This is a genomic window from Shewanella zhangzhouensis (assembly GCF_019457615.1).
GTDB lineage: Bacteria > Pseudomonadota > Gammaproteobacteria > Enterobacterales > Shewanellaceae > Shewanella > Shewanella zhangzhouensis.
This window is the reverse complement of record NZ_CP080414.1, coordinates 983,481-1,000,390: the sequence shown is the minus strand read 5'-3', so window position 1 is coordinate 1,000,390 and position 16,910 is coordinate 983,481. Positions and strand designations below refer to the sequence as shown.

Below are 16,910 nucleotides of genomic sequence, written 5' to 3'. Positions count from 1 at the left end.
CAGATGTACACAACCGCTGTAATCGATGAAATCAGACGTCAGGTGCGCCAGTGGCGCGCCAATGGCGAAACCGTGGCCTTTGTGCCCACCATGGGTAACCTCCATGCCGGGCACATCACCCTGATAAAAGAAGCCACACAACGTGCCGACCACGTGGTGGCCTCGATTTTCGTCAACCCCATGCAGTTTGGTAAAAACGAGGATCTGGACGCCTACCCTCGCACCCTGGCAGAAGATCAGGCCGCGCTGACCGCCGCCGGTTGTGAGCTGCTGTTTACCCCAACGCCTGACATCATTTATCCCAAGGGACTGGATGCCCAGACCTATGTGGAAGTACCGGGCATTTCCGATGAGCTGTGCGGTGCCAGCCGTCCGGGCCATTTCCGTGGCGTGGCCACCATAGTGCTGAAGCTGTTTAACATAGTGCAGCCCGATGTGGCCCTGTTCGGCCGCAAGGATTATCAGCAGCTTCTGGTCATTCGCACCATGGTGGAAGACCTGTCTTTGCCGCTGGAAATCATCGGCGTGGAAACCGTGCGCGAAGCCAGTGGCCTTGCCATGAGCTCCCGCAACGGTTACCTGACCGCCGATGAGAAGGCCCGCGCTGCCGCCCTCAAGGCCGCCCTGGATGCCCTAGCCGCACAAATCAGTGCAGGCAGCACCATAGCTGCCGCCATCGCCAAGGCCAATACGTCCCTGATGGATGCCGGGTTCCGCCCGGACTATCTGGAAGTGCGCAGCGCCACCACCCTGGCCCTGCCCACGGATGCCGACAAGGAACTGGTGGTGCTCGGCGCCGCATACCTTGGCAAGGCCCGCCTGATTGATAATCTGGTGTTCAGCCGCTAAGGTTAAACAGACATACGAAGGGAGCCAAGGCTCCCTTTTTTATTGTCTCAAAGACGGTAAATTCATCACCAAGTACATATTTTAACTGGTGTTTTTTATTGACGTGCGCCATATTATTGGCAGTCACACCCGAAAGCCGAGAAGGTTTTGGGAACCAGGTTTTCACACAGAATCAAAAGGATGTGCCACCCATGCGAGCCCTTGCTCCCTTGCTGCTATGTCTGTTGCCGCCCATGGCGAGCGGCGCGGACACCATTTATAAATGCATCAAGGATGACAGGGTGGTGTATTCCCAGACCAATTGCCCCGGCGAATACCACCAGCGCGAGATGGCGTTTGAGTTTGGCCTGACCCGGGAAGTGGACTCGGACAAACCCAAGGACCCCAACGATCCCCTGACCGAACTGTTAAACGGGAAAACCATTACCAGCGAGAAGATGCTGGCGCTTATCGACAGTGAAATCTATCGCCTGAATCAGGAAAACAGCTACATTGAGGTGCTGCGGGCCAGCGAGAAGAAGAAGCTGGATCGCAAACGCTTTTGGCGAGGCGCTCCGGAAACCGATCCGGAGTTTTTAAAAGAAGTGGCGGCGATGAACCAGAGATTTGATGAAATGAAAGGCGCCAACGACGCCTCCATTTCGTCCCTCAAGGCAAGGCGGGACACAGTTGCCACCGCCGATGCCCACTAGGCTGGACGGCCACCCCGGCCGCAGTCAGCTGCGAAGCCCAATACCCCGTGAAATCAGGTAATACGCCAGATACCAAAGCCCCACACACAGGCTCAGCATCACAGCAAAAGACACGCCCAGACTCAAATCTGCCACCCCGAGAAAGCCGTAGCGGAACAGGTTTATCATGTAAACCACAGGGTTTAAGGTAGAGACCGCATGCCAGAAGTCAGGCAGCAAGGAAAGCGAATAGAACACCCCACCCAGATAGGTCAGTGGCGTCAGCACGAAAGTGGGGATAATGCTGATGTCATCGAAGCTCTTGGCAAACACCGCATTGATAAGCCCGCCCAGTGAAAAGAGCACCGAGGTGATGAACACGGTCACGGCCACCAGCCCCAGGTGATGGATGCTGAGATCAACAAAGCTCAATGCCACCAGGGTTACTATCAGGCCCACGCAGAGACCACGGGCCACGCCGCCACCCACGTAACCGGCAATCATCACGTAATGGGGCACGGGCGCCACGATAAGCTCTTCGAGGTTGCGCTGAAACTTGGCGCTGAAGAAGCTGGATGCCACGTTGGAGTAGGAGTTGGTGATGACCGACATCATGATAAGACCGGGGGCAATAAACTCCATATAGCTAACGCCACCCATTTCGCCGATACGGCCGCCCACCAGATTCCCAAAAATCATAAAATACAGGGTCATGGTGATGGCTGGGGGCACCAGGGTTTGCACCCAGATACGGGTGAAACGGGTGATTTCTTTAATCAGAATGCTTTTGAAAGCGGTCAGGTACAAGGCCTTCATCTCAGTTGTGGCTCCCCGTTGCTTTGGCCTGTTTGGCCCCTTCCACCAGCGCCACAAACAGCTCTTCCAGACGGTTGGCTTTGTTGCGCATCGACAGCACCTCTATCCCCTGCGCCGACAGCTGGGCAAAGAGTTGATTGAGGCTGTGCTCTTTGGCGATATCCACCTCAAGGGTGTGATTATCTACCAGGCGACACTGGATCCCATCAAGGGCTGGCAGTGCGTCGACATCACGCTTCAGATCCAGGATAAAGGTTTCCATATTCAGCTTGGCCAGCAGCTTTTTCATGCTGGTGCACTCCACCAGTTCCCCTTTGTCGATAATGCCGATATTGCGGCACAGCATTTCGGCTTCTTCGAGGTAGTGGGTGGTGAGAATAATGGTAACGCCCTGACGGTTCAGTTCGGTTAAAAAGCTCCACATGGAGCGGCGCAGCTCAATGTCCACCCCGGCTGTGGGCTCATCCAGAATAAGCAGCTTGGGTTCGTGCATCAGGGCCCGGGCAATCATCAGACGGCGCTTCATGCCGCCGGACAACTGACGGGACGGGCTGTTACGCTTCTCCCAAAGGTCCAGCGCGCTGAGGTATTTCTCGGCCCGCAGCAAGGCCTCAGGACGGGGCACACCATAGTATCCGGCCTGATTGACCACGATTTGCAGTACGGTTTCAAACTGGTTGAAGTTGAATTCCTGCGGTACCAGCCCGATACACAGCTTGGCGGCCTCAAGCTGCCTGTCGATATCATGGCCAAAGACTTCTACCTTGCCGCTGCTCTTTTGCACCAGCGAGCTGATAATACCTATGGTGGTGGACTTACCGGCACCGTTGGGGCCGAGCAGGGCAAAAAAGTCCCCCTTGGCCACTTCCAGGCTGATGCCCTTGACCGCCTCCACACCGCCTTTGTAGGTTTTCTTCAGCCCTTCTATTCTGAGTGCCACCCCAGTTGCAGCCTCTGTCATTGCTTCCCCTCGCTGAACCTGAATTTAAAACTCAACTGTCTTGATGCCTTAAACAAAAGCGGGGGCCACAGCCCCCGATTTCACCCTGACCCGCTTATTCCTGCGGGATCACCTTGGCGATATAAGGCAGGTTACGATACTTCTCGGCATAGTCGATACCGTAGCCAACGATAAACTCGTCGGGAATGGTAAAGCCGACAAAATCCACGTGTACATTCACTTCACGGCGCTCTGGCTTATCCAGCAGGGTGCACAGAGCCAGACTCTTTGGCTCACGCACCAGCAGGAGTTCACGCACCTTGGACAGGGTGTTGCCCGAATCGATGAGATCTTCAACGATAAGCACATCACGATCGGCGATATCAGACTGCACGTCTTTGAGGATCTTCACATCGCGGGAGCTGGACATGGCATTGCCGTAGCTGGAAACGCACATAAAGTCGATTTCCACATGGCCCTTGATACGGCGACACAGGTCAGCCATAAAGACCGCGGATCCCTTGAGCAGACCTACCATCAGCAGGCGTTCGCTGTTTTCATAGTGGGCGTTGATACGCTCGGCCAGTTCATTGAGTTTTTGGTCAATCTCGGCGGCCGAGATCATCTCTTCGATGGTGTGTTTCATAATACTCTCAATTATCAGAAGCTTGTGTGGCGCCTTCGCCACCATAACCCCAGCGCCTGGTCAGGCTGTGGGCTACGCCCAAATGGTCAAGAATTCGTGCGACCAGGAAGTCTACCAGATCCTGTACCGATTTGGGATGGTGATAGAAGCCCGGCGCCGCAGGCATAATCACGGCGCCAAGCTGGGTCAGCCTGAGCATATGTTCCAAGTGAATAGCATTAAACGGGGTTTCCCTTGGCACCAGAATAAGTTGGCCGCGCTCCTTGAGCACCACATCGGCGGCGCGCTCCAGCAGATTGTTGCTCATGCCGGTGGCAACCGCTGCCAGGGTACCGGTGGAGCAGGGGCAAATGACCATCTGTTTTGGCGCGGCCGAGCCGGATGCCGGCGGCGAAAACCACTCATCTTTACCCAGCACCACCAGCTCACCGGCGTCGCAGCCAATAAAGCCACGGATTTGGGCTTCGGCCTTCGCGCCATCGGCCGACAGCTTAAGGCCCTCTTCGGTGGCAAACACCACCCGGGCGGCGCTGGAAATCATTAAAAACACCCGGTAATCGGCTTCAAGCAGGCATTTGAGCAGCTTAAGGCCGTAGGGCGCGCCGGAGGCACCCGTCCAGGCAAGACTGATGCTGTTTAGCTTTGGCATCAGGGGCTGATGTTCATTCATCTTGATTCACTTCTCTTAAGCGGTTCAGGCCAGCTTGGCAGCAATGGCTGCCTTCAGCTTGCCATGGATACCATCAAAGCCGCCGTTGCTCATCACCACCAGTTGGTCACCGCTCTGTACCCTGGCAGCCACCTTGGCCACTATGCTGTCGATATCATAGTCTACATCCACCGGCAGCGGTGCCTGGGCCATGGCATCGCGGATATCCCAGCCGATATTGTCGGCCTGATACAGGAAAGCCTCGTCGGCCAGCGCCATGGACAAGGCCAGGGTGTCCTTGTGAACACCGCGTTTCATGGTGTTTGAGCGGGGCTCCAGCACCACAAAGATACGGGCATTCCCCACCTTGGCCCTGAGCCCCTTGAGGGTGGTTTCGATGGCCGTGGGATGGTGGGCAAAGTCGTCGTACAGGCTCACACCGCCAACCTCACCAATCAGCTCCAGCCTGCGCTTGGGGGGCATAAAACCGCTGAGAGCTTCGATGGCTGCCGCCGGGGCAACGCCCACGTGGCGCGCGGCGGCGATGGCCATGACCGCGTTTTCCATGTTGTGGCTGCCGATAAGCTGCCAGTCAAGCACGCCCTGAACTTCACCACCATACAGCACTTCAAATTGATGGCCATCGGCCGCCAGTGGTCTAACCGACCAATCGGCGCCCGCCTGATGGCTGAAGGTTTCCTGCTCGCTCCACAGTCCCTTGTCGATAACCTCGGCCACCGCTTTGCTGTCTTTGGGCCAAATCACCTTGCCACAACCGGGCACGGTGCGGATGACATGGTTAAACTGGCGCTGAATATCGGCAAGCGAGTCGAAAATATCGGCGTGATCAAACTCGAGGTTATTGATAACCAAAGTTTTTGGCTGATAGTGCACAAACTTGGAACGCTTGTCGAAAAAGGCGCTGTCGTACTCGTCGGCCTCGACCACAAAGAAGGGGGAGTTCCCCAGACGGGCCGATACGCCAAAGTTCTGAGGTACGCCACCAATCAGGAAGCCCGGCTCATAGCCGCAATGTTCCAATACCCATGCCAACATGCTGGAGGTGGAGGTTTTACCGTGGGTACCGGCCACCGCCAGCACCCAGCGACCGGGCAGTATATGGTCGCGCAAAAATTGTGGCCCTGAGGTGTAGGCCATGCCCTTGTTGAGCACGGCTTCCACGCAGGGATTGCCCCGGCTCATGGCATTGCCAATCACCACCAAATCCGGTTCGCTTTCAAGCTGCACAGGGTCAAAACCCTGAATGAGTTCAATGCCCTGCTCTTCGAGCTGAGTGCTCATGGGCGGATACACGTTGGCATCCGATCCTGTGACCTTGTGTCCCATGGCCCGCGCCAGCAGCGCCAGACCACCCATAAAGGTGCCGCAAATCCCGAGAATGTGTACGTGCATAGGCTCCTGCCAATTCAGGTACGAAAACCATACCCAAAAGAATTGAAAAATCAGCGGCCATTGTACCTTCGCCTCCCCCCAAAGGCGAGCTTGGCTCGGTCAGCGGCCTTGACCCTCAGCACAAAAAAATTTCGCCGCCCGCCCCCATGGCAGGGCCTTTCGGGCAAGGCTAGAATGCTCGCCGGTTTGCCCCCCAAGATTCCCGGGGTGCGCAGCCCCAAGCCCCCAACCCCTATCGGAATCCATATCCCATGTTGTCTCACACGTTTCGCCCCTGGGCCACGGCCCTGTTGTGCACACTGTTTTTGCAGGCCTGTGTTGCCCCCATGTTACTGCTGTCACCCCAGAGCCAACTGCTGTGGGCCCTGATGAAACCCTTGGTGGGATTGGACCCAAACGAGGTAAACCTGCTGCAGCAGCCCATGATAAAAAGCCGCCTGGAGCCCCTGCTGGGCGAGCATTACGGCACTGCCGTGAGCCTGCTGCAAACCGCTGATGAGCTGCAACAGGAAGGCCCGCTGTTTTATCTGGTGTCCCGCTACACGCCTGTGCCGGAGATGGCCGAAAAAGCCGGGTTTGTGTGGAACAGTGATACCAACCAGATGGCGGTGATGCTGATAAAGGGTGATGTGACCCAGGTCTTCGCCGAGCCGCTGCAGCAGGCCGTGCAGGGCACTCTGGCTTCGGCCGCTCCCGCCTGGCCCAGCGCCCTTGAACCCTTTGCACAAGGCGCCGCATCACTGAGCCAGAACCAAGACCAAAACTAGAGTAACGCAGGCAAGGACGCCATGAACCTGATGCCTGGGCCGCTTGCCACAGTTCCGCCCCAGGTCCCGGTCATCGAACACCAATAACAAGGAAGGCCCTCCAGTGAGGGCCCTTTCTGACAACCAAATTGCGCAAGCTTTACACCAAAAAGCGCCCTACATTACCCGACAACCCAGTGCCAATCTGGGCGATTTCGTCGGCCGCCTCCCGGGTGCGCCTGACAACACCGATACTCTCCTGGGAGAGCAAATTCAGTGAGCTGATATTCTGATTTACCTCATCCACCACCTTGCTCTGCTCCTCTGTGGCGGTGGCAATCAGGTAAATCAAATCCTTGGTGCGGGACACAGCCTCATCCACACCGGCAAGTGCCCGGGTGATGCTGCCAGACGCCTCGACCACTGAGTCCACCTGACGGGTGCCTGAGTCTATCGCCGATACGGCTTCACTGACTCCGGCCTCCAGCCCGGCAACCATGCGCTGGATATCCTCGGTGGATTGCTGGGTACGGCTCGCCAATGTTCTGACTTCGTCTGCCACCACGGCAAAGCCGCGCCCCTGCTCACCGGCCCTGGCCGCTTCGATGGCAGCATTCAGTGCCAGCAGGTTGGTTTGCTCGGCAATGCCCCGAATAACGTCCAGCACAGTGACGATTTGCTTGGACTCGGAGGCAAGATTCTGGATCACCTCGCTGGCATGGGAGACCACACCGGCCAGTTGCTGTACCCGATCAACCGATTGGCCCACCACGGTACTGGACTCCTTGATAAGGGTATTGGCATGCTCGGTATCGCTGAGGGCATTTTGGGAGCTGGCGGCCACTTCGTGTACGGCATGGCTCAGTTGATGCACTGCCGTGGCGATTTGCTCCAGATTGGCATTCTGCTCCGAGGAAATTTTTTCGCTCTCTTTGGCCGAATGATTGAGGCCTACTACCCGGGCATCCAGTGAAACCGCATCACTTTTGATGGTCGAAATCAGTTGCTGCAGCTTCATCATCAGGCCGTTAAAGGTTCTGGCCAGCAGCGACAATTCGTCACGGCCGCTGTCATCGAGCCTGCCACGCAGGTCCCCTTCCCCATCACTGATGGCGGCAATCATGGTATCGAGCTCTTCTACCCTGGAGGTGACCAATCTGGGGCCATACACCACGCTGATGATACTGGCCAGCACCACCAGAATGATGATGCCAAACAACAGATTAATACCGCGTTGACTGGCTTCAAGCGCCTGACTGGTGACCTCATCTGCCTTGTTTTTTACCCACTCGCCGGTTTTGTCGTAGTGCCCGCGCAGCGCCTGAAACAAGGGTTCCACCACTTCATTGTTGTAGTTGGCGGCAGCCAGAGGACTCTGGCTATCCGCCATGGTAAACACCTGAGTGGCCGCTGACAGCCAGGCATCGTATTCACGCTGAAACTGGGCTTTGTTGCTCTGCAGCTCTGGATACTCCTTAAGCAGGCTCATCACCAGTGCCATCCTGTCCAGCGCCTGCTTGGCATTTTCATCGAAGTCCTGGCGGTATTTATCCCCACCTGACTGCCCGAGCAAACGGTACTGCACGTAATTTTGGCTGGCAGTAAGCGCCTGATAGAGATCCCTGTCTGCATTCAACCCCGCATCCACCGCCGACAGAAAGGTGGTCGCCACATTTTTTGCGTCGGACGATAACCGCTTGGCATTTAAAATACTCACCACTGCAATGGCAACCGTCATGACCACGATGACAACCAGCGGAATCGAAAACTTGGCTCTGATGGTTAACTCATTGAGATTCATATTTAATCTTCCTATGCTGATGTCTCGACCCACTGCAAAAGCGCTCAGGCTTTGTGCATACAGGAACAAAATGCCCTCAGAAAAATGTAGCACAGCAGAAAAAAGCGGCAGCTTCAAAACTGACACTAATGTCTTGATAAGATAGCGCGGAGCGCTCAGCAGAGCCGATTGCCTGGACGACGCAAAGGAGACGATAACCATGCAGTCTCAGTAGAGAGCACAGGCAACATTCAGCACAGTGATTGGTGTTTTTGGCAAAGCCGCCCAGCGGCGATAACCCTGAGCGTAGCAGCGCTTCTTGGCGGGAAGGCGCTGTGACGGCGATGACGCCAGACGGGACACATTCAGCACAGCGATTGGTGCTGTTGGCAAAGCCGCCCAGCGGCGACAGCCCTGAGCGTAGCAGCGCTACGTGATGGGGTGGCGCTGTGACGGCAATGCCGCCAAAGCCTTGACTGATGTGTCATATTCAGCACTGTGATTGGTGCTATAGGCAAAGCCGCCCAACGACGATAACCCTGAGCGTAGCAGCGCTACATGATGGGATGGCGCTGTGACGGCTATGCCGCCAAAGCCTTGAATAACGTGTCATATTCAGCACAGTGATTGGTGCTTTTGGCAAAGCCGCCTAGCGGCGACAGCCCTGAGCGTAGCAGCGCTACGTGATGGGATGGCGATGTGACGGCAATGCCGCCAAATCACCAATCACGAAGCTGAAATCAGAAGTCGAAGCCGGATTGGGCTTTGACTCCTGCCTCAAACGCATGCCTCACACACTCAATCTCACTCACGGTATCGGCAAGCTCCAGCAGCTGTCGGTGGCAGTTACGCCCTGTGACTATCACATGTTGATGCGCTGGCCGGTTTTTCAGGGCGGTCAGCACCCGCTCCAGGTCCAGATAGTGGTAGCTCAACATATAGGTAAGTTCATCCAGCAGGATAAGGTCCAGGCTGTCATCCTTAAGCCAGGTCTCGGCCACGGCCCAGGCTTTTTCGGCTGCGGCAGTATCGGTTTCACGGTTTTGGGTTTCCCAGGTAAAACCCGTGGCCATGACTTCAAAAGGCACGCCAACACCTTCAAGCAGGTTACGCTCGCCGCAGTCCCAGCCGCCCTTGATAAACTGCACTACGGCGGTCTTTTTACCGTGGCCAACGGCGCGGGCAACAGTGCCGAAGCCGGCGGTGCTCTTGCCCTTGCCGTTACCTGTGATCACCATGAGCACGCCCCGCTCAATGGTCGCGGCGGCCACCTTGGCGTCCACGGCTTCCTTTACCTTTTGTTGCCTTGCCTTGTGGCGCTCGGCCTTGATTTCAGTCATCCAAATGTCCTGATAGCGTCATTAAAAGAGAGAATTGAGCCTGGCCATATCCAGGTGCTCAGCCAGAGTATCCGCCAGTCGGTCGAGCTGCTGCTCTCTGTGATCTTCCAGCGACATGCCCCGGCCATCACCGCGATAACCAGCCCAGGCGAGCACCGCATCCAGCGCCGCCGGGGTATCGAAAATGCCGTGAAGATAGCTGCCGAAGATGGCGCCATCGTCGCTGATGCAGCCCCGGTCGCTGGCAGGGTTGCCATTGTCGTCCACCAAAAACAGCGGCCTTGTAAGCTGTCCCAGCACTGTGGTGCGGCCACAGTGAATTTCATAGCCGCTTACCGCCACGGCACCCTCGCCGAGGCTAAGTTCTCCCGAAACATTGGCCAAAACCTTGGTGCCTTCAAGCTCGGTGATCAGGGGTAAAAGCTCCAGCCCATCAGTGCTGCCGGGCGCATCTTCTATGCCGTCGGGGTCATCGATTTCTATCCCCAGCATCTGATAACCACCGCAAATGCCCATCAGTTTGCCGCCGTACCTCAGGTGCTTTCGAAGGGCAGAGTCAAAGCCCCTGACTTTGAGGCATTCGAGATCGGCGCGCACATTCTTGCTGCCGGGCAGTATCACAAGGTCGGCGCCCTGCAGAGCATCAGGGCTGGCACTCTGAATATCCAGATAATCAAAATCCACCCCCGGATGCAGCCGCAGCGGATCAAAGTCGGTGTGATTGCTGGTGCGGGGGTACACCAGCACCCTCACCCGGAACCCGGCGTCGGTATCGGCACCCACTTGCTGATAGGGCACCAGCGCATCTTCGGCGTCCAATAACAGGTTGTGCAAATAAGGCACCACACCCAGCACGGGCTTGCCGGTATGGGCCTCGAGCCAATCCAGCCCCGGCTGCAGCAGGCTGATATCTCCGCGAAAACGGTTGATCACAAAGCCCTTGATGCGCGCCTGCTCAGATTCAGACAGCAGCGCCAGGGTACCCACCAGCTGGGCAAACACGCCGCCCTTATCAATGTCGGCCACTAAAATCACCGGACAGTCCACCGCTTCGGCAAACCCCATGTTGGCGATGTCATTTTCCCGCAGGTTGATTTCGGCTGGGCTGCCGGCGCCCTCTACCAGCAGGTAATCGAAGGACTGTTGAAGACGATTGAAAGATTCCAGCACGGCATCCATGGCAATGGCCTTGTATCCCTTGCCCTCGGGGCCGAAAAAGGCCGATGCTTCGAGGGACGTGAGCGCCTTGCCATGAACTATGACCTGCGCCCGGGTGTCTGAGCCCGGCTTGAGCAATATGGGATTAAAATCGGTATGGGCTTTCAGCCCACAGGCGGCGGCCTGCAGCGCCTGGGCGCGGCCAATCTCACCGCCGTCTTCGGTCACGGCGCTGTTAAGGGCCATATTCTGGGGTTTGAAGGGCGCCACCTTAAGGCCTTTTCTGGCCAGCAGGCGACAAAGCCCGGCGACCAAGGTGGTTTTACCGGCATCCGAGGCCGTGCCCTGGATCATCAGCGTAGAAGCGCCCATGGGTTATCCTCCCATTTCAACGTTGATGGAGCTGCCTTTCAGCGCCAGCGGCATCCCGGCCACCACCAGGAACACCCTGTCGGCGATGGCGGCAATGGCCTGATTGAGCCACCCCGCTTCATCCACAAACTGGCGGCTGAGTTCGCCCAAAGGCACTATGCCTGAGCCCACTTCGTTACTGACCAGCCACAGCTGCCCACGAAAATCGCCAATGGCTTTCAGGAGCTCCTTGCGTGCCTCGGTTATCGTCTGAGGCTTTGCCATCAGGTGATTGGTCAGCCATAACGTCAGGCAGTCCACCAGTACCGGCCGAGCCTCACCGGACAAGGCGCGCAGCTGCGCAGCCAAATCCAGCGGCGCTTCGATAAGGTGCCATTGGCAGTGTGCCTCTGCCCTGTCTTGCTGGTGACGGGCGATACGGGCCGCCATCTCATCATCCCCCGCCGTGGCCGTGGCAAGGTAAATCCCCCGGGGCGAAACCCGGGCAACCTGAGTCTCGGCAAAACAACTCTTGCCACTGCGGGCGCCACCGAGAACCAGATGGATCATGACTGACTCCACAGCAGCAGGAGCACTGAACAGACTTCAAGTTCAGGCATTGTCTGACAGGCGCCCTTAAGCGAATAAGCGCACACTGAGTAGCCTGCAGCAGTGTTTGACCGGGCGATGACAGGCACACTCACGACTGACTCCACAGCATCAGGAGCACCAGATAGACCACAAGCTCGAGTATTTGCTGACAGGCGCCCAGGGTGTCTCCCGTGTAGCCGCCGATGTGGCGTGACTGCCAACGGGCCAGCAGGCTGCGGGCCACAAAGAGGGTGATGAGTATCACCAGCGTCGCGCCCACACCGGTAAGCAGCAAACAAATCACCCCGGCACTGAGCACTAAAAACAGCACTTCATCCCAATGCATCGACTGAGCCAGGGGCTTGGCCTTGCTCTCGGCATCTTCGCGCACATAAGTATGGTTAAAAATAATACTGGCGGCAAAGGCGCGGCTTAAGGTATGCCCCAGCACCAGACCACCCACCACGCTGGAAACCGAGTAGAGTGCCAGTTCGCTTAACAGCTGAAATTTAAGCAGTAATGCCAGCATCAGCGCGAGAGAACCATAGGATCCGACCCGGCTGTCTTTCATGATTTCGAGCTTGCGCTCCCGCTCGAAGGCACCGCCAAAACCGTCTGCGGTATCGGCAAGACCATCTTCATGGAAGCCGCCGGTGAGCAGCACAGTGGCAATCATGGCCAGCACCACGGCAACGGAGGCTGGAAAGATAAACTGGGTCAGGTAAAACACCAGGGCGGCGATAAGCCCAACCAGGGTGCCCACCAGGCCAAAATAACGGCTGGCGCGGTTTAAGCCTTCGCCGCTGTAATCGAGTTTTACCGGCACAGGAATGCGGGTAAAAAAAGTGAGCGCCAACAAAAACAACTCAAGTTCACGCTTAAAGGTCGACATAACTGCTCCCGCCCTAAGGCGTTACATCTGTAATTCCGGCGTCACTGAAGCACGCCATTTCACGATAAAAATTGGCCGCAGCCTGCACCAGCGGCAGGGCCAATGCCGCCCCCGTACCTTCACCGAGACGCATATCCAGGCTGAGCAGCGGCTCGGCCTCAAGGTGCGCCAGTATCAGCCCGTGGGCACGCTCTGCAGAGCGATGAGCAAAGATAAGGTATTCGCGGCTTTGGGGGAACATCTTCACGGCAGCGAGTGCGGCCACGGTGGCAATAAAGCCATCCACCAACACAGGAATTCCCAGCTCGGCAGCCCCCAACATGGCGCCGGTCATCTCGACAATTTCAAAGCCGCCCACACAGGCAAGGATGGATTCGGGGCTGGTTAGCATATCCAGATGCAGCAACAGCGCCTGCTCCACCAGCATCTGCTTGCGCTTGAGGGTGGCTGCATCCACACCGGTTCCCCGGCCGACACAGTCTTTGGCCTCAAGCCCCATCAGGGCAGCCATCACGGCGGCAGCGCTGGAGGTATTGCCAATGCCCATTTCCCCCAAAGCAATAAGATTGGTGCCTTCGGCGTGGTGGGCACGCACCCGTTCACGGCCAAAGGCGAGGCCATGTTCAACCTGACCAAGGGTCATGGCGGCGCGCTTGTGAATGGGGCCTGTGCCTGCGCCGAGGCGACAATCGGTCACGCCCATATCCCTTGGCGGCGCGCTCAGCATACCGGCGTCGATGATTTCAAGCTGCCAACCGAGCTGACGGCAAAACACATTGATGGCAGCGCCGCCGCTGGCAAAGTTGGCGACCATCAGAGCAGTTACCTCAGGGGGGGCTATGGATACACCGGCACTGGCAATGCCATGGTCGGCAGCAAACACCAACATGGCGGGGCGCTTAATTTCCGGCGTATCGCCCAGCAGCCGCGCCAGATGCGCCGCCAGGGGTTCGAGCGCCCCCAGGGCGCCCCTTGGCTTGGTTTTATCGTCGATACGCGCCTGGATTTGCTCATCCCGTTCGCGGCTGACGGGAGCTATATCAAACATCCGATATCCTTATTCACTCCTGCGGCCAAAGAGCAGCGTCAGGAAAAACACACTGCCAACCACGGCAGTAATCACCCCCACAGGCAGCTCCTGTGGTGGCAGTAAACTGCGGGTCATCACATCGACCCACACCATAAAAAGTCCACCCAGCATGGCCACAATCAGCAGCGACTGACTGCCGGGAAACAGCAATCGGGTGATGTGGGGGATCATCAGCCCCACAAAACCAATGCCCCCGCAGCTGGCTACCAGCACGGCTGTCATCAAAGAGCACATCAGCAAACTGATAATGCGCAGTTTGGCCACGGATACCCCAAGGGCATGGGCAGTTTCATCACCGGCACTGAGGGCAAAGAGCTGCCGCCGAACCAGCAGCAAAAAGCCCACAAAGAGGCCAAACACCAACCAGGGCAACCAGAGCAGATCCCATGCGGCGCGGGCAAAGCTGCCCAGGCTCCAGAATATCACCGACGCCGTCACCTGGGGGCTTGAAAAATATAGAAGCAAACTGCCGAGGGCGCCGAATAAAAAGGAGGTGGCGACCCCGGAAAGCAGCATGCGCTCCACCTGGCTTTGCAGCCCAAAGCCACTGAGGGTGAGCACCACCAACACAGAGGCACTGGCACCGATAAAAGCCCCCAGCGGCAGACCGATGGCGAGCAGCACCCCATGAGTAATCCCAAGGCTGAGCACCACAATCGCCCCCAGGCTGGCACCGGCACTGATCCCAAAAAGATAAGGGTCAGCCAGGGGGTTTCGGGTCACCAGTTGCAGCGCCCAGCCGGAGAGCGCCAATCCCGCGCCACACACAAAGGCCAGGAGGATGCGCGGCAACCTCAGCTCCAGCAGAATGCGGCTGTCGAGATAGGCCACATCGGCGGGGCGCTCGCCAATGAGCGCATGCAGGTACACCGACATAGCCTCGCGAAAGCCGATGTCCACGGCGCCAAAAATACTGGCCAGCACCGGCGATAGCAGACAGGCCAGAATAAGCGCCAGCACCATCAGCTCCCGGCGTCCGAGCGGGGTTAACAGGGCTTTGAGGGCCGTCACAGGCTCACCTCTTTGCGGCCTTGGGAGGCGGTGCGGGCATCATAACCATAGTAGTAATGGATGAGCGGACGGCCATGCTGGGGGTGAGGCTCTACCGTGGTGCACACCCCAAATACAGAGGCGAGCATGGCCTCGGTGAGCACTACCTCAGGCGTGCCCGAGGCTTCCAGGCGGCCACGGGACATCAGCAGCAGCTCATCGCACAGGGCACTGGCCAGGTTCAGGTCGTGGATGGTGCAAATCACGCAGATATCCAGGCGTTTGAGGAGTTCCAGCACTTCGATTTGAAAGCGCACATCCAGGTGGCTCGTGGGTTCATCCAGGATCAAAAACTGCGGCTTTTGCACCAGCGCCCGAGCAATGAGGGCCCGCTGTTTTTCACCACCGGACAGCTTGCCAAAGGGTTGGCGGCCATAGCCTTCGAGCCCCACTTCCGCGAGAGCCGCTGCAATGCCTGCCTTGTCGGCGGCGCTGTCGGCAGCAAGCCAGCCCTTGTGGGGGATAAGCCCCATGGCAACAACGGCTTCGGTGGAGAGATCAAACAGGGGCGGTAATTCCTGGGGTACCACGGCCACGGCGCGGGCAAAGCTGCGCCTGGAATAGAGGTGAATGTCCTGACCATTGAGCAGTATGCTGCCACTGTCCGGGCGAATATAGCGGTACAGGCAGCGCAGCAGGGATGACTTGCCGGCGCCGTTGGGGCCAATAACCCCATACATACCGTTTCCGGACAGGGCAAAGCTTACGCCGTCCAGCAGCGGCCGCTCCCCTACCCGCCAGCAGAGGTTGCTGACTTCGATGGCCGGGGTCATGGTGTTACCCCATTAAACAGGTACCCGGGTTCCCTCTGGGGAACGGGCATGGCAATTTGGCTCATATCACTCCACCGGGTAACCCGCCCGGACAGGGAAAGTAAAAGAAGCACAGGGGCAGGTATCCTGACTCGGGGGCATTCCCCCACACAGTTGCGGGCACAGTCCGGGCTGATACCTTATGGTATGTCCCCGGTTCCCTTTTCATGTCGGGTTGGCATGGCCCCCGACACCCCTGGCGTGAATGGCCGGAGCAGTGACTCCGGTCCGCAGATTATCAGACCTTTCACCTACCTGGTAAAGGGCCAAAAGACTGGGTGAAGCGCAATATTCTCAGCTGCCCCAGAGTAATCGCCCCTGCCAGCCGCCATTTGTTCGGTACCAACGGGTGTGCACCCGGGCGCCGTAATCCAGCTCCAATGCCCCATAAAAACCCGCTGCCCGCTCTGCCCCCAAAATAGCGGCCATCAGGCAACGGATAACACCGCCGTGGGTCACCACCCACAGTGGCCCGGCATCATTAAGCGGCGCCTTTGCCAGCAGCCCTTGCAGCGCCGCCGCCACCCTGGCTTCAAAGGCGTGCATGGGCTCGCCGCCCTCGGGCGTTATGGCCCAGGGGTCTTGCCACCAGGCCTCCATGGGAGCGGTTTGCCAGAGCAGTGCTATGGACTGCCCATCCCAGACGCCAAAGTCCATCTCGGTCAGCTGAGGCTCAATAAGTATGTCTGGTGGATTACTCCCGGGGTGTCCGGCTGTGATTTCTGCCTGCAAGGCATTCGCAAGCCGCGCGCAGCGCTGCAAAGGCGATGAGATGATTCGGGCAGGTACCGCCATGTCACGGGCCTTGCCGGCAATGGCGATGAGGGCACCTTCATTGGGCTCGGCATCGCTTCGGCCCCGCAGCACGGCGCCATCTTCACACTGGCCATGGCGCCAGAAAATAATGTCACGGGGAGACATCTGGACATGGCTTTTGTCGTCCAGTGAGTCCCCGTGAGCTTTGGCGTTATCCTTTTCCACAGCCACCACAGCGTCAGCGTCTTGCCTGTGCATCTTGCTCTACCCCGTTTTTATATCAGCGTCCTGTGGCGGCCTCTTTCTGGTCTTACCCAGACCAGGGGCTGGCCTCAGTGCTGGCGCCAGGCGCGTCGCTTG

The 16,910-nt window shown here is 57.8% G+C and carries 16 protein-coding genes, 1 pseudogene and 1 riboswitch; of the genes and pseudogenes, 3 read left to right on the top strand and 14 right to left on the bottom strand.

Annotated features, from left to right (window positions below; all coding sequences use genetic code 11):
• The first annotated feature begins 3 nt into the window (after nt 1-3).
• Together panC and K0H63_RS04260 are read left to right on the top strand one after the other, a co-directional pair.
• A complete protein-coding gene (gene panC, locus K0H63_RS04265; RefSeq protein ID WP_220066881.1) occupies nt 4-849 on the top strand; it encodes a pantoate--beta-alanine ligase in 846 nt (281 codons plus the stop codon).
• A gap of 191 nt (nt 850-1,040) precedes the next feature.
• Entirely contained in the window at nt 1,041-1,541 is a 501-nt protein-coding gene (locus K0H63_RS04260; protein WP_220066880.1) for a DUF4124 domain-containing protein, read from the top strand.
• Nucleotides 1,542-1,565: 24 nt separating this feature from the next.
• Here K0H63_RS04260 and K0H63_RS04255 read toward each other — a convergent pair whose 3' ends face one another.
• From K0H63_RS04255 to mpl, 5 genes are all read right to left on the bottom strand, one after another.
• Nucleotides 1,566-2,336: an ABC transporter permease gene (locus K0H63_RS04255; protein ID WP_203326129.1), complete on the bottom strand. Its 771-nt coding sequence runs from the start codon at nt 2,334-2,336 to the stop codon at nt 1,566-1,568.
• 1 nt (nt 2,337) lies between these two features.
• Nucleotides 2,338-3,297 carry an ABC transporter ATP-binding protein gene (locus K0H63_RS04250; protein WP_220066879.1) on the bottom strand — a complete coding sequence of 320 codons (960 nt, stop codon included), beginning with the start codon at nt 3,295-3,297 and terminating at the stop codon, nt 2,338-2,340.
• Nucleotides 3,298-3,391: 94 nt separating this feature from the next.
• The gene (hpt, locus tag K0H63_RS04245) at nt 3,392-3,922 is read right to left on the bottom strand and encodes a hypoxanthine phosphoribosyltransferase (protein ID WP_011758888.1); all 531 of its coding nucleotides are present in this window, start codon (nt 3,920-3,922) and stop codon (nt 3,392-3,394) included.
• A gap of 7 nt (nt 3,923-3,929) precedes the next feature.
• Nucleotides 3,930-4,571, bottom strand: a complete 642-nt coding sequence (locus tag K0H63_RS04240) for a flavin prenyltransferase UbiX (RefSeq protein ID WP_220067804.1) — start codon at nt 4,569-4,571, stop codon at nt 3,930-3,932.
• 45 nt (nt 4,572-4,616) lie between these two features.
• Complete coding sequence (gene mpl, locus K0H63_RS04235; RefSeq protein WP_220066878.1) at nt 4,617-5,984, bottom strand: UDP-N-acetylmuramate:L-alanyl-gamma-D-glutamyl-meso-diaminopimelate ligase; 1,368 nt, start codon at nt 5,982-5,984, stop codon at nt 4,617-4,619.
• Between the two features lie 251 nt (nt 5,985-6,235).
• Between mpl and K0H63_RS04230 the strand changes: the two are divergent.
• Nucleotides 6,236-6,706, top strand: a pseudogene (locus tag K0H63_RS04230) (hypothetical protein); the annotation flags it as partial.
• A gap of 184 nt (nt 6,707-6,890) precedes the next feature.
• On the opposite strand, the gene K0H63_RS04225 reads toward K0H63_RS04230, so the two are convergent.
• From K0H63_RS04225 to K0H63_RS04185, 9 genes are all read right to left on the bottom strand, one after another.
• Nucleotides 6,891-8,531 carry a methyl-accepting chemotaxis protein gene (locus tag K0H63_RS04225; RefSeq protein WP_220066877.1) on the bottom strand — a complete coding sequence of 547 codons (1,641 nt, stop codon included), beginning with the start codon at nt 8,529-8,531 and terminating at the stop codon, nt 6,891-6,893.
• Between the two features lie 719 nt (nt 8,532-9,250).
• The gene (cobO, locus tag K0H63_RS04220; protein ID WP_220066876.1) at nt 9,251-9,850 is read right to left on the bottom strand and encodes a cob(I)yrinic acid a,c-diamide adenosyltransferase; all 600 of its coding nucleotides are present in this window, start codon (nt 9,848-9,850) and stop codon (nt 9,251-9,253) included.
• 21 nt (nt 9,851-9,871) lie between these two features.
• Nucleotides 9,872-11,380, bottom strand: a complete 1,509-nt coding sequence (locus tag K0H63_RS04215; protein WP_220066875.1) for a cobyric acid synthase — start codon at nt 11,378-11,380, stop codon at nt 9,872-9,874.
• Between the two features lie 3 nt (nt 11,381-11,383).
• Entirely contained in the window at nt 11,384-11,929 is a 546-nt protein-coding gene (gene cobU / locus K0H63_RS04210; protein WP_220066874.1) for a bifunctional adenosylcobinamide kinase/adenosylcobinamide-phosphate guanylyltransferase, read from the bottom strand.
• 130 nt (nt 11,930-12,059) lie between these two features.
• On the bottom strand, nt 12,060-12,842 hold the full coding sequence (locus tag K0H63_RS04205; protein WP_220066873.1) for an adenosylcobinamide-GDP ribazoletransferase: 783 nt from the start codon (nt 12,840-12,842) through the stop codon (nt 12,060-12,062).
• 13 nt (nt 12,843-12,855) lie between these two features.
• Entirely contained in the window at nt 12,856-13,890 is a 1,035-nt protein-coding gene (cobT, locus tag K0H63_RS04200) for a nicotinate-nucleotide--dimethylbenzimidazole phosphoribosyltransferase (protein ID WP_220066872.1), read from the bottom strand.
• A 9-nt stretch (nt 13,891-13,899) separates the two neighbouring features.
• Nucleotides 13,900-14,895, bottom strand: coding sequence for a FecCD family ABC transporter permease (locus K0H63_RS04195; RefSeq protein ID WP_258405702.1), 996 nt, complete (start codon nt 14,893-14,895; stop codon nt 13,900-13,902).
• Between the two features lie 44 nt (nt 14,896-14,939).
• Nucleotides 14,940-15,755: an ABC transporter ATP-binding protein gene (locus tag K0H63_RS04190; protein WP_220066870.1), complete on the bottom strand. Its 816-nt coding sequence runs from the start codon at nt 15,753-15,755 to the stop codon at nt 14,940-14,942.
• Between the two features lie 99 nt (nt 15,756-15,854).
• Nucleotides 15,855-16,007, bottom strand: a riboswitch (cobalamin riboswitch).
• Between the two features lie 81 nt (nt 16,008-16,088).
• Complete coding sequence (locus K0H63_RS04185) at nt 16,089-16,808, bottom strand: histidine phosphatase family protein (RefSeq protein WP_220066869.1); 720 nt, start codon at nt 16,806-16,808, stop codon at nt 16,089-16,091.
• Between the last annotated feature and the right edge of the window lie 102 nt (nt 16,809-16,910).